Genomic DNA, 13,483 nt, shown 5'->3' with positions numbered 1-13,483 from the left:
GACGGCAGGGAAAGCGTGCGTGATGCTAAACACAGTTCTAGAGGGAAGTTCTAGAAAGCCATTCTCAAAGGAGAGAACATGATCGACTTCGAACTCAGTGAGGAACAGCGCGCCGTCAAGGACGCGGTGCGTCAGTTCATCACCCGTGAAGTCATGCCGTTGGAGTCCACGGTGCTGCTCAACGAGCGTGAGGGGCGACCCGGCATCGACCTGGAGACCCTGCGCGATCTGCAGGCCAAGGCACGCAAGCACGGCTACTGGGGCATCAACACCCCTGAGGAGTACGGCGGCATGGCCGCGGGCCCGATCATGTCGGCGATCATCGCGGGCGAGTCCGGCCGCACGTTCGTCCCGTTCCGCTTCGGCGGCTCGGCCGACAACATCCTCTACGCGGGAACCGAGGAGCAGAAGCAGGAGTTCCTGATCCCCACGATCGAGGGCGAGCGGCGCAGCTGCTTCGCGATCACCGAGCCCGGTGCCGGCTCGGACGCCCGGAACATCCGCACCCGCGCCGTGCGCGACGGTGACGAGTGGATCATCAACGGCGAGAAGATCTTCATCACGAACGGCAACGAGGCCGACTTCGTCATGGTGTTCGCCGTGACGAACCCCGAGCGTGGCGCCAACGGCGGCGTCACCTGCTTCCTCGTCGACCGGGCCATGGGCTGGGAGTCCACCCCGATCCCGACGATGGGCGAGTGGGGGCCGGCTTCCCTCAGCTTCCAGGACGTGCGCGTTCCGCACCGCAACATCCTCGGCGAGGAGGGCCACGGCTTCGACCTGGCGATGCAGTGGATCGGCCAGGGCCGGTTCATGATCCCCGCGGGAGCCCTGGGCGCCGCCGAGCGCATGATCGAGATGGCGATCGAGCAGGCCAACAGCCGCGTCTCGATGGGCAAGCCGATCGCCGAGTACCAGGCGATCCAGTGGCACATCGCCGACAGCGCGGTCGAGCTGGAGGCGGCGCGCTGGCTGACGCTGCGGGCCGCGTGGCAGGTCGAGCAGGGTGTGGACGCCCGGCACGCCTCGTCGATCGCGAAGCTCTACGGCACGAACATGGCCAACCGCGTCGTCGACCGCGTGCTGCAGATCCACGGCGGCATGGGTTACACGAAGGAGCTGCCGCTCGAGCGCTGGTACCGCGAGCTGCGCCTGCTGCGCATCTTCGAGGGCACCGACGAGATCCAGAAGCGCACGATCGCGCGCAACCTGCTGCGCGGTCACACGACCGTGGGGGCATCGCTGTCATGACCGGGACCTCGACCATCGACCCGATGGCGTTCTTCCGCCCGAAGTCCGTCGCGCTCGTCGGCGCGACGGACAAGTCGGGCTGGTCGGTCGCCACGTTCAACAACCTGCGAGTCAACGGATTCGCCGGCGACGTCTACCTGGTCAACCCGAAGGCGGCCCAGGTGCACGACACCCCGGCCTTCGCCTCCCTGGCCGACATCCCCGGCACGGTGGATCTGGTCTACGTCATGACGCCGATCGGTGTCGTGCCGGAGGTGATCCGCCAAGGTGCGGAGCTGGGCACGCGTCACTACGTCGTCCTCACGGCCGGCTACGGCGAGGTCGGTGGCGAGGGAGCGGTCCGCGAGCGCGAGCTGCTCGACCTGGCCGAGGAGCTCGACGTCACGATCCTCGGCCCCAACGGGAACGGCTTCATCAACGCGGCCGACGGCATCACGCCGTACGGTCTGCCGATCCCGCAGCCGCTCATCGCCGGCTCGGTCGGTGTGGTGCTGCAGAGCGGCGCGCTGGCCAGCAGTGTGCTGTCGTTCGCGCAGTCGCGGAACATCGGCATCTCGCTGCTCGTCGCGATGGGCAACGAGACGGTCATGTCGGTCACCGACGTGGTCCGCGGCCTGGTGGCCGATCCGAAGACCAAGGCGATCGCCCTGTTCCTGGAGTCGGTGCGCAAGCCCGAGGAGTTCGCGGAGGTGGCGCGCGCCGCCCTCGAGGCGGGCAAGCCGATCGTGGCACTGAAGATCGGCCGCAGCGTGAAGGCGTCGCGGACCGCCCAGGCGCACACCGGCGCGCTGGTCGGCGATGACAAGACCGTGGACGCGGCGTTCGAGCAGCTCGGCGTCATCCGGGTGGTCTCATTGGAGGACCTGATCATCACGGCCGGGATGCTGGCCGAGACGGGTCCGTTGCCGGGCAAGCGGGTCGGTGTCGTCACCCCGTCGGGAGGCGCCTCGGAGATCATCGCCGATCGCGCCGAGGACGAAGGCCTGGACCTGCCCGAGTTCACCGCCGAGACGACGGCCAAGCTGCGGGAGGCGCTCCCGTCGTTCGCCACGCCGAACAACCCGTTGGACGTGACGGGATACGTGCTGCTCGACCGGGAACTGATGGGACGGGCGCTGCAGGTGGTGGCGGCCGACCCCGGCATCGACTTCGTGATGATGCTGCAGGACCTGCCCCGGCAAACGCCCGATCCGCAGCTGGCGCTGGAGATGTACTCGCGCAACGCCGCGACGATCCGCGAGACGTCCACGCCGATCATCCCGGTCGGCAACGTCCTGACGGACATCAACGAGACCGGCCGGATGATCCAGGCCGGCTCGGACTATCCGCAGGTCGCCGGCGGCATCGAGCACGGGCTGACCGCGCTCGGGCACGCCGTGCGGTGGTCCGAGATGCTGCGGAACCATCGTGCCGGCCGGCAGCAGCCGCCGCAGGTGACCGCGGCGTTCCCCGACGGCCTGCCCGAGCGCCGGGGGTCGTGGTCGGAGGCGTCGGCCGCGAAGTTCCTCGCGGCGAACGGGGTGCCGATGGTCCCGGCCGAGCTGGTCTCGTCGGCGGACGAGGCCGTCGCGGCCGCGGAGCGGTTCGGCTATCCGGTGGTCGTGAAGGCGGCAGTCGAGGGGCTCGAGCACAAGAGCGACATCGGCGGCGTGAAGCTGGACCTGGCATCGGCCGAGCAGGTGCGCGAGGCCGTCGAGCAGGTGCTGGCGGCAACGGCCGGCGCCGGACACGCGGGTGCCCAGGTGCTGGTGCAACCGCAACGCAGCGGTGGGACCGAGCTCCTGGTCGGCGTGGTGCGTGACCCGGCGTGGGGCCTCACTCTCGCGGTCGCCCTCGGCGGCGTCTGGGTCGAGTTGCTGGGCGAGAGCGCGTTGCGAGTCCTGCCCGTCGCCCAGGACGAGGTGCGCCGCGCGATCGGCTCGCTGCGCGGACTGCGGGTCCTGCAGGGTGCGCGCGGTGGCGAGCCGGTCGACATCGACGAGCTGGCGCGCGTGGTCACCCAGATCGGGGCGCTCGCCCATGAGCTCGGTGACGAGCTGGTGGCCCTGGAGGTCAATCCCCTCCTGGTCTCGGCCGAGCGGATCGAGGCACTCGACGCCCTGGTGACCTGGGCCGCCGAGTGACGGAGGGAGGCGGACCGCTCGGCTCGTCCGGGCGGTCCGCGTCGCTCAGGTGATTGCGGCCGTGTCTCGGGGCGGGCCGCGATCTGCCACTACGATCGGGCCGTGAGAATCGCGCGGCTGGTGGGTCGGTGGGTGCTTCGGGGCTTCCTGGTGTTGTTGGTGGCACTGCTCTCCGTCGGACTGTGGGCGCAGTTCAGCCCGCGGCCCGGAGTGTTCGTCATCAACTGGCTGTTCTCGCTGACCGACACCGGTGAGGTCAAGGGCATGTCGGCGACCGGCGTGACCGGTCGCACCGACCTCGCCTACGGCACGGGCAAGAACGAGACGTTCGACGTGTGGTCGCCCGAGGACCAGACGAAGCCGTTGCCGGCGATCGTGTGGGTGCACGGCGGCGCCTGGATCGGCGGTGACAAGTCGCAGCCCGCGCCGTACCTGCGGCTGCTGGCCCAGCACGGGTACGTCGGCATCGGCATCAACTACTCGCTCGCGCCGGACCACCACTATCCGGTGCCGTTGCGCCAGTTGGGTGACGCGCTGCGGTACGTGCAGGAGAACGCGGACGAGCTGGGGGTCGACCCCGATCGCATCGTGCTGGCCGGCGACTCGGCCGGATCCCAGATCGCGGCCCAGTACGCGGCGGTGGTGACGAACCCGAAGTACGCGAGCGAGGTCGGCATCGAGTCCGCGCTCGAACCCGCCCAACTGCGGGGGACGCTGCTGCACTGCGGGCCCTACGACCCGCCGATGGTGATGAACGCCGGCGGGGCGGGCGGCTGGTTCGTGCGCACGGTCGGCTGGGCGTACCTCGGGACGAACGACTTCACCGATCCGCGAGTGAAGCAGGCGTCCATCGTCGACCACGCCACAGCCGCCTACCCGCCCACCCTGCTCAGCGGTGGCGACGACGACCCGCTGACCGAGCAGGGCCGTGCGTTCGCGAAGCGGCTGAAGGACCTGGACGTCACGCACGAGCCGTACTTCTTCCCCGGGCTGGGTCATGAGTTCCAGTTCGACCTGACGCGCCCGCAATCGCGCGAGGTGCTCGACGCCTCCATCGAGTTTCTGGGGCGTCTGGGACAAATGTGACAAAACGCGTCACAGGAGACGGTCCGCGTGGTCTCATGTATGACGGCGCAGGGGGCGCCGATGGAGGTGGAACACGAATGGCTTCGTGGTGGAGAGCGTCCAACCCAGAACTCGTCGTCGCGCCGACCGGCGCCCCGGCGATCGGATCGGTCCATGATCGGCGGTTCGTCGATCGCGAGCTCGTGCAGCCCGGGCCCAGCGGTCGCCTGTCACGCAAGCACGTCGCCGAGGTGCTCGCCGCCGTCGGTGACGTCGACCCGCTGAGCCTTTATGAGACCCGCATCGACGACGTCACACTCATCGACGGCCCGTCCGTGCACTGCTACTTCCGCTCCGAGGGTGACGTCGTGGTCGAGTCCGTCGACCCGGACGGCTGGCGCCGGTTCACCTTCGTGACCGCGCCGCGCGTGATGGCGCGCCTGGTCATCGACCTCGCGGCGATCGTCCCCCGTGGCCCCGGCCGACTGGTCGCCTGCACGTTGGCCGAAGGCAGCGCGGTCCTGCTCTCGGACGGCATGAACGTGGTGCTGGGCGACCTGCCCGAGAGCCACGGCCCGGCGCACAACACCGTGCGCCTCGATCCGGAGGACATCCAGCTGCTGTTGCTGGCACGGCTGCGGACGCCTGCCCTGGCCTGAGCCACCGCACGTCGGGGGTGATGCCCACCCGGTCGGTAGCCTTGCGGGGAGCCCACGACGATCCTGTCGCGGGCTCGTGTCGCGCCATGGCGCCGAGAGGAATCGATGACCCTGTCACCTGCTGCCGAGCTCCACGTCCACATCGAGGGCACCCTCGAGCCTGAGCTGATCTACGAGCTGGCCGAGCGCAACGGCATCGACCTGCCGTACGCGGATCTGGACGACCTGCGGGCACGGTACGAGTTCGATGACCTGCAGTCGTTCCTGGACCTGTACTACGCGAACATGCAGGTGCTGGTGACGGCGCAGGACTTCACCGACCTCGCGCTGGCGTACCTGCACCGGGCGGCGCAGGCGAACGTGGTGCGGGCCGAGTTGTTCTTCGACCCGCAGGCGCACCTGGTGCGCGGCGTCGAGCTGTCGACGGTGATGGAAGGGCTGGGCGCGGCGATCAAGCGGTCCCCGTCCGAGACGGGCGTCGAGGCGGCCCTGATCGCCTGCTTCCTGCGTGATCGTCCGCCGGCCGAGGCGGTCGAGGTGCTCTCCGAGCTGATCGCGATGGGTGCCCCGATCATCGGCATCGGCCTGGACTCGGCCGAGCGCGACTACCCGCCGCGGTTGTTCAAGGAGGTCTTCGACCTGGCCGCCGAGCACGGGCTGCACCGGGTGGCGCACGCCGGCGAGGAGGGCCCGGCCGACTACATCCGTGAGGCGCTCGACGTGCTGGGGGTCGAGCGCGTCGACCACGGTGTCCGCTGCCTCGAGGATCCCGACCTCGTCGAGCGGCTCGTGCGCGACCAGGTGCCGCTGACCGTCTGCCCGCTGTCGAACGTGCGCCTCAAGGGCGTCGCGCGGATGGAGGAGCACCCGCTCAAGCGCATGCTCGAGCTGGGCCTGAACGTCAGCATCCACTCCGACGACCCGGCGTACTTCGGCGGCTACCTCGACGACAACGTCACGGCCGTGCGCGATGCGCTGGGACTGACGCCCGAGGACCTGGAGACGCTGGCGGCGAACTCGCTGGCGTCGGCGTTCCGCTGACGGTCAGTCGCGCCCGTAGAGGTCGCGCGTGTAGACCTTCTCGCTGACGTCCGCGAGGACGTCGGTGCGCCGGTTGGCCACGATCAGGTCGGCACGCTTCTTGAAGACCTCGAGATCGTTCACGATCTCGGAGTTGAAGAAGGAGTCCTCGGCGAACGCGGGCTCGTAGACGATGACCTCGATGCCCTTGGCCTTGAGGCGCTTCATGATGCCCTGCACCGACGACTCGCGGAAGTTGTCCGAACCGGCCTTCATGATCAACCGGTAGATGCCGACGACCTGCGGATTGCGCGCGAGGATGTCGGCGGCGATGAAGTCCTTGCGAGTGGTGTTGGACTCGACGATCGCGCTGATGAGGTTCTGCGGCACGTCCTGGTAGTTCGCGTGCAGCTGCTTGGTGTCCTTGGGCAGGCAGTATCCGCCGTAACCGAAGCTGGGGTTGTTGTAGTGATTGCCGATGCGGGGGTCGAGACTGACGCCCTCGATGATCTGCGCCGCGTCGATGCCCTTGTGCGAGGCGTAGGTGTCGAGTTCGTTGAAGTAAGCCACACGCATCGCGAGGTAGGTGTTGGCGAAGAGCTTGATGGCCTCGGCGGCGGTGGACTCGGTCAGTAGGACGGGGATGTCCTCGGCCTCGGCGCCCTGGACCAGGAGGTCGGCGAAGACCTTGCCGGGTCCGCCCTGGTCGCCCACGACGATCCGCGAAGGGTGCAGGTTGTCATGGAGCGCGCGACCCTCACGCAGGAACTCGGGCGAGAACATGATCGACGCGTCGGGGTGCAGGGCACGCAGGCCCGCGGTGAAGCCGACGGGGATCGTGGACTTGATGACGATGTGCGCGTCGGGGTTGATCGACAGCGCCGTCTTCACGACCGTCTCCACCGAGCCGGTGTTGAAGTAGTTGGTGACGGGGTCGTAATCGGTGGGCGTGGCCACGATGATGTAGTCGGCTCCGGAGTACGCCGCCTCGGCGTCGAGCGTCGCGTGAAGCGACAGCGGCCGCGTGCGGAGGTACTCCTCGAGTTCCACGTCCTCGATGGGGGACCGCTTGGCGTTGACGAGCTCGATCTTCGCCGGATCGATGTCGACGAGATGGACGTCGTGGTTCTGAGCGAGCACTACGGCGTTCGAGAGTCCGACGTACCCGCTACCGGCGACCGCGATCTTCATGGGGGTAAGCGTAGGTGACGCAGACCTCAGTCGGTGCGGACGCTTCGAGCGGGCGGGCGACAGTGCTGGATGGAGTTCACGACGAGCGCTGCCGATGGTTATGGCCCTAGGCGTTTGCGGCGGTCGTTCCTCGGCTGCTCACGCAATGTCCCGTGCGCCGTGTCAGCGCGGTTCGCCCGCTTCTGGCGGGGACCAACCTTCTGAGACGGGACTGCGTTCTTTAGTCGCATAGCTCGCCGCTCAATCCCGAACCAGCTCGCGAGGGCAAGCGGCACCACGATAGCGAATGTCACGAGGTTGTAAGCGAGGATGCCCCACTCGTTTACGCCATAAATCGTGAGCAAGGTGGCGATTGGGTATCCGTATATGTACGTGCCATAGGAAACATCGGTCCGGCTGAGTACCCCGGAGAAGGGTAGATGGATTGCAAGCCAGATGACCGCGTAGGCGACCGGCCCTGCGACGAACCACTCGGGTCGGTCGAGCAGCACAACTCCGCCGACCACAACTGCACCACAGCCGGCCGCCACAACTGGGCTGTCGGGGATCCGGTCGCGGAGTAGGTAAAGGAGCGCACCTGCCATGAATACCGTTCCAGTTGTGAAGAGACGGTAGGTGTCATGGGAGTGGAACAGGAGATCGACCATGGGGCCGGGTGCGAGTTCCCAAGCTAAAAGCATGCCGCTGGTGAGGGCCAGTGTCGCGGCGATAACCCATGTGCGCAGCAAGCCGAATGCGGCGAGTATCGCAACCCCGATGTAACAGAGAAACTCGAAAAAAAGGCTCCACGCCGCACCGTTCCAGTATTGAACCGAACTGTCGATGCCTTCTTGGGTGCCGGGGATAGTCGGCACGAAGCTTGTCTTCAGTGCAAGGTTGCCGACAACGTAGCGGACGGAGTCGGCAACTGGATAACCAGCGAGGCCTCCTCGCAGGTGTCCCCATGCCAGCGGAGCCGCGATGACGGCGATGACCAGGAGACAGATGTAGTAGCCGGGGAGGATGCGAAGAACCCGGTGCCACATGAAACGCCAGCCGGAGGCTGCCGACTCGCGGCTGCCGGTGATGAGATACCCGCTGATGGCGAAGAACACCGCAACCGCCATGGTTCCGAACGTGACATTTCCGACGACTGGTTCGTCACCGAATGCTCCAAGGGGGAAAGAATGCGACAGGATCACGACACATGCCAGCGCGAGGCGGATCAGGTTTAGCGAGTTCCGTCGGCTTTCGAATGCCTCCCCAATGCTCACGATGAGGAACCGTAGGTGAACGTTGTTTCAACGATGTCATCGGGATGCCGCAGGTACGTGGGAACAAGGCACGTCGAGCCATTGATCGAGATGTACCAACCTCGTTTCTCCGCGTCGCACGCCGAGTGGTGAGCGCGGTGAGCACAGGCGCAGCGATCGTATTCCCGGAGTGGGAGATGCGGCGGTCACTGCGAGACACTCCCGCAGATAGCATGAGCCCCACGGTTCGTACGTACGGGGAGGGAGCTAGATGACCACTCTGCTCGCGCATGAGTGGCTTGCGCCGATCGGTGGCTCGGAGAACGTCTTCGAAAGTCTGTCGAGCACGTTGCCGGGGTCTCGGCGAGTGTGTCTGTGGAACGACGCGCCCCATAGGTTCGGACCAGACATCGAACAGACATGGCTTTCGCGATCTCCTCTACGGCGCTCGAAGGCAATGGCCTACCCCTTCCTCGCGAGCGCATGGAAGCGGATCGATCTCACCGGGGTGGAGCGCGTCGTGGTTAGTTCCCACGCCTCCTCGCATTACCTTGCATCGCGGGCAGCGGACGCCGGTATTCCTTCGTTCGCGTATGTACACACCCCTCCTCGATATGTCTGGGCGCCGGAGTTCGACGAGCGTGGCCAGTCATTGCCCGCACGCGCGGGCCGAGCGGTGTTCAAGAACTGGGATCGGGGCCATACGTCAGAGAACGTGTCCTTCGCGGCGAACAGCCAATTCGTACGGCAACGGATGCAGGACGCTTGGGGCGTTGATGCCCGCGTCATCTATCCGCCGGTCGACGTCGAGGGTATTCAAGGCGTAGGTGACTGGCGGGCGGAAATTACAGACGAAGCTGAACGAAGGAAGTTGGAAGCGCTTCCGGAGCGCTTCGTACTTGGCGCATCCAGACTTGTGGAGTACAAGCGTCTCGATGCGGTGATCGATGTTGGTGAGGAGCTTGGCCTCCCCGTGGTCATCGCTGGGTCCGGCCCATTCGAGGACCGACTTCGTGAGATTGCCAAGAAGCGCAAGGTTCCTGTCACGTTTCTCGGATATGTAAGTACCCCGGGGCTTTACGCCCTCTATCAAGCAGCTTCACTTTTCGTGTTCATGGCGATCGAGGACTTCGGCATCATGCCTGTCGAGGCGATGGCGCTCGGGACCCCGGTGGTGGTTTCGGAGATCGGAGGCGCACGGGAAAGCGTGGAGGCGGTAGGAGGCGGAATCGTTATCCAGCCGTCTGCCGAGGGAATCGGCCAAGTCGTGTCGTGGTTCCAGGACGCGTCACTTGATTCCTCCGCTGTGGCGTCACGAACACTCGCTTTCTCTCGTGCGTCATTTGCCACAGCTGTCGAGACTTGGTTGGAGGGTAAATGACTCCGATCGACATTGCCTTCATCTCCGATGACATCTCATCGAACTCCCTCGGGCGGGTTTACTGCCTATGGCAACTCGCCGAAGCCGCCGGTCTGACGTCGGTTGTGGTGGGCGCCAAGGGTGACGCAATCTGGGGCCCACTTGCGACTACGCCCTTTGCTGAAAGGGTCCACAGCGTCGGGCACAGTTCCGCTGTCGATCCCTGGGCGCGTTGGACCCCTCGCGTCATCGTTTGTGTGAAACCCTTGCCATCGTCTGGGCGTCTAGCGACGCAGTGGGCAGAGAGATCTTCAGTCCCGGTCATTCTGGACATTGACGACCCGGACATCGAAGCGGGGTTGTCTGTGGATGACAAGTTGAAGCGGCTAGGTAAGGAGATCCTGCGGCCAAGGGCCAGCGCCCACTTCCGAGGGATGCGCAAGAAGGCGGTTGAGCTACCGACAATCGTTAGTAACCCGGAACTTCAGTCGCGCTACGGAGGAACTCTCATCCCGCACGTTCGAGCCGATCGTGGGGTGGGATCGCCGCAGAGTCTCGGCCCTCCGGCCATCGCGTTTGTTGGAACGGTTCGCGGGCACAAAGGGGTAGGGCTCCTCCGTGGTGCTGTGGAGGCTCTTCAAGACGTTGGCTATCGCTTGTCCGTCACGGCGGAGGCGCCGTCCGACGCAAAGCCCTGGGAGACGTGGACTGGTCTCACCTCGTTCGAGGAGGGTATGCAGTTGGTTTCAGAAGCAGACATGGTCGTGATCCCCAGCGAACGCACGGCCTTCTCGCAGGGTCAACTGCCGGCGAAACTCATCGACGCGATGATGTTCGGGCGCGCCATCGTGGTGAGTGACCTCCCCGCGCAGACCTGGGCGCTCGGGGGATGCGGACGAGTATTCCAACCGAATGATCAGGACTCCTTGGTCGCTCAACTGCGCGGGCTCTCGGGGCAGTCGACGCGTGCAACTTTAGGGAAGGCTGCCAGAGACAGAGCCCTGAAGCAGTTCACCGTGGAGGCGAATGTCGGCGCGTTCGTCGACACGTACGAGGACGTTATGCGGAGCGCGACCTAGTGCTGCGCAAGGTCGCAGGTTTTGGATTGGTGCCTTTCCTAGCGCTTGCAGCCCCGTTTTTTCTGTTGCCGATCATCGCCCTCCGCGCTGACGCCGGAGAGTGGACCGCGATCGCTTTGGGTCAGTCAGCGGGTGCTTTTGCCGGGACGGTTGTCACCTACGGATGGAATTTGAGCGGGCCGGTTCAACTCTCGGGTTCCAACGGAGAACGTCAGCGAGCGCTTTGGTGGGAATTCTTGGCGAGTTCCTTCCTCCTGTGGATCGGGTGTGCGGTGCTTCAGGCGGCTGCCTTGCTTCTCGTTCTCGGAGGACAGGACTTCGTGCTCGGCTACGCAGTGGCGTTGTCCTTGAGCGCCGTTGGTCTGACTCCTGCGTGGTTCGCGGTGGGCGTGGGCCGTCCTTCGATACTGCTCTTCTGGTCTGCCGCGCCGCGGCTCGTCTCTATCGTGTTAGCCGCCTTCGCGATCCTCGCCACCCATCAGTTGATGTGGTATCCCGCGTTACTTCTCGGTGCGACGCTGCTAGGCGTTCTCGGATTCTCGGTGAAGACCTTTCGCGGACACACACGGCCGGCGGTACCGCGTGGTGATGTCCGCGCCAGGTTCGCGGCGAACGGATCAGTCGCCGCGAGCACGATTGTCTCGTCGTCTTACTCGGCCGGCTTCTTGTTCTTCGTTGGTCTCGCCGCACCCGGAGCGCTTTCGGTTGGTCTAGCATCCTGTGATCGACTCTTCCGGTTTGCGAATCAGGCCGTCTCGACTCTAAGCAACGCGCTTCAAGCATGGGTTCTCGAGCATGATGGTCCCAGAGGTGTTCGTCGCCGCAGGAGTTCCGTGGTGGCACACATCGCGCTCGGAATCACGGGATTCCTTGGATTCGCCCTGCTTGGTCCGTCAGTCACGAGCCTGCTCTTCGGGGAGGACTTTGCCAGCACATACGTTGTGTCGATCTTCTTCGGGTTGGCGTTCCTCGCCGTTTCCGTCTCCTCTGTAGTGATCAAACACCTCATGGTTCCTGCTCGTCTTACTCGCCAAATTCTGCTCGCCACGCTGGTTGGTGCGATTGCCGGGATTGCGATGATTCTCTCGGTCGCCCGCACGTCGGAGGATGCCGGAGCCGCATTCAGTTACCTGGTTGCTGAAGGAATGGTCGCCTTGGTGCTCTCCATTGCGTACGCGCGGCACGTGAGGCGGATGGCATGAAGCGATCAGTGATCGAACCTCATCCCACATCACGGCGCGACGTTGACCGCCCTCGACCCGGCATTCTCCCGTCTGCCGCAACCATCGCGGTCCTCTATGCGGCTCTGTGCCCGCTGCTCATCATTCCTGCCGGAACCCAATCCTTCGGGTCGGTCGATCTCCTTCTGGCCTTGGGCGTATTCAGCGTGCTCCGTGGGCTTGGTGGTGCTCCACGTCTGCCAAGCCTCCTGCTGCTCGGTTGCTTCGTTGTCTCCTTGATTGGCTCGGTCGTTCACCTGATCGCCGACGCGCCAAGCGACGTCGTATTCGTTGGGCGCATGTGGGCTATCTACTTGCCGTTCCTCGTAGTGATGGGCGCTCCTGCCATCGACAGGATTGCACTTAAACGCATCTTCGCGACGGTGGTAGCGAGCAGCACGATCGCCTGTCTTGCTGGCATTGGGCTCTACCACGCTGGGATCCAAGTGAGGGATTCCCAGCAGGTCAACTGGTATGGCGGCGGCCTCGGCTCTAGTCTCCGCGCGGGGGGGCTCCTAGGAAACACGGGCGACTTCGGGCACCTGTCGGCGATCCTAGCCATTGCTGCCCTCGGCTACATGATGATGTTCGGACGGCATGTCCTCATGTCCGTGATCGTCGCGATGGCCGTGTACGCCACGTTCTTGAGTTCCTCAAGGGCCGCGTTGTTGCACGTCCTCGTCGCTCTGGCTGTGCTATTGGCAATGTCTTCCGTCGCAAAGAAGTTGGTGGCTGCCTTCTGCGCACTCCTTGCGATTTTCGCCGTGTATATCCTGTTCGTGAGTTCGTCGGTGGATCCCCGGATGATGTTTACGCTTCGGCGACTCGACGTTTTCAACTTGTCGGGGGAATCACTCTTCTACGCGACGCCGAGGTTCCAGGCATGGGAGATGCTCGTCGGGTGGATCCCCGTCAATCCGATCGTCGGTATTGGGTATGGACAGACGATCGCTGTCACCGGGCGCGTCGGCGACAACTCGCTGCTGACGCTGTTCGTCGAGCTGGGAGTCGTTTTTGGGGTCATGCTGACAGCCTTCTGGCTGGTCTTGGTCGCCGAAGGTTTCCGCGCCGCGCCCAGCGTTCGGCGCTTGGCCGTTGCGATCGTGGTTTCGGAGTTGGCGCACATGATCACGGTCGATACTCATCGGATGTGGACCACCACGCCCCTGACCCTGATTCTGGTTGCAGCACTTCTCAGGTACTCGAGCGGCGTTGTTCACGATCGGAGCGTTCTCGGAGAGACGCCCGCCGACGCGGATCGGACTGACGCCCAGGTGGTCTGA

The 13,483-nt window shown here is 65.1% G+C and carries 11 protein-coding genes; 9 read left to right on the top strand and 2 right to left on the bottom strand.

Going from position 1 to position 13,483, the window contains the following annotated elements:
- The first annotated feature begins 78 nt into the window (after positions 1–78).
- The 5 genes from H9L21_RS14745 (at position 79) to H9L21_RS14725 (ending at position 6,139) form a co-directional block, all read left to right on the top strand.
- Positions 79–1,251 (top strand): acyl-CoA dehydrogenase family protein, encoded by a 1,173-nt coding sequence (locus H9L21_RS14745; RefSeq protein WP_154597372.1) that lies wholly within the window; start codon positions 79–81, stop codon positions 1,249–1,251.
- A complete protein-coding gene (locus H9L21_RS14740) occupies positions 1,248–3,374 on the top strand; it encodes an acetate--CoA ligase family protein (protein WP_154597373.1) in 2,127 nt (708 codons plus the stop codon). Before H9L21_RS14745 ends, H9L21_RS14740 begins: the two co-directional genes overlap by 4 nt.
- Before the next feature lie 102 nt (positions 3,375–3,476).
- Entirely contained in the window at positions 3,477–4,460 is a 984-nt protein-coding gene (locus tag H9L21_RS14735; protein WP_154597374.1) for an alpha/beta hydrolase, read from the top strand.
- Positions 4,461–4,537: 77 nt separating this feature from the next.
- Positions 4,538–5,098 carry a hypothetical protein gene (locus tag H9L21_RS14730; RefSeq protein ID WP_154597375.1) on the top strand — a complete coding sequence of 187 codons (561 nt, stop codon included), beginning with the start codon at positions 4,538–4,540 and terminating at the stop codon, positions 5,096–5,098.
- Between the two features lie 105 nt (positions 5,099–5,203).
- Entirely contained in the window at positions 5,204–6,139 is a 936-nt protein-coding gene (locus tag H9L21_RS14725; protein ID WP_154597376.1) for an adenosine deaminase, read from the top strand.
- Positions 6,140–6,142: 3 nt separating this feature from the next.
- On the opposite strand, the gene H9L21_RS14720 is transcribed toward H9L21_RS14725, so the two are convergent.
- Both H9L21_RS14720 and H9L21_RS14715 read right to left on the bottom strand, forming a co-directional pair.
- The gene (locus H9L21_RS14720; protein ID WP_154597377.1) at positions 6,143–7,309 is read right to left on the bottom strand and encodes a nucleotide sugar dehydrogenase; all 1,167 of its coding nucleotides are present in this window, start codon (positions 7,307–7,309) and stop codon (positions 6,143–6,145) included.
- Positions 7,310–7,407: 98 nt separating this feature from the next.
- Positions 7,408–8,562, bottom strand: a complete 1,155-nt coding sequence (locus H9L21_RS14715; protein WP_154597378.1) for an acyltransferase family protein — start codon at positions 8,560–8,562, stop codon at positions 7,408–7,410.
- Positions 8,563–8,812: 250 nt separating this feature from the next.
- Between H9L21_RS14715 and H9L21_RS14710 the strand changes: the two genes are divergently transcribed.
- The 4 genes from H9L21_RS14710 to H9L21_RS14695 are packed head-to-tail and all read left to right on the top strand — an operon-like array spanning position 8,813 to position 13,483.
- Positions 8,813–9,922, top strand: coding sequence for a glycosyltransferase (locus H9L21_RS14710; RefSeq protein ID WP_154597379.1), 1,110 nt, complete (start codon positions 8,813–8,815; stop codon positions 9,920–9,922).
- Entirely contained in the window at positions 9,919–10,980 is a 1,062-nt protein-coding gene (locus H9L21_RS14705) for a glycosyltransferase (RefSeq protein WP_154597380.1), read from the top strand. The genes H9L21_RS14710 and H9L21_RS14705 overlap by 4 nt, the downstream gene beginning before the upstream one ends.
- On the top strand, positions 10,980–12,182 hold the full coding sequence (locus H9L21_RS14700; protein WP_154597381.1) for a polysaccharide biosynthesis protein: 1,203 nt from the start codon (positions 10,980–10,982) through the stop codon (positions 12,180–12,182). The genes H9L21_RS14705 and H9L21_RS14700 overlap by 1 nt, the downstream gene beginning before the upstream one ends.
- Positions 12,179–13,483, top strand: a complete 1,305-nt coding sequence (locus tag H9L21_RS14695; RefSeq protein ID WP_154597382.1) for an O-antigen ligase family protein — start codon at positions 12,179–12,181, stop codon at positions 13,481–13,483. Before H9L21_RS14700 ends, H9L21_RS14695 begins: the two co-directional genes overlap by 4 nt.

The sequence above is a fragment of the Aeromicrobium senzhongii genome, from assembly GCF_014334735.1.
Lineage (GTDB): Bacteria > Actinomycetota > Actinomycetes > Propionibacteriales > Nocardioidaceae > Aeromicrobium > Aeromicrobium senzhongii.
The sequence above is the reverse complement of the archived record's forward strand: the minus strand, read 5'-3'. Positions and strand labels throughout refer to the sequence as shown.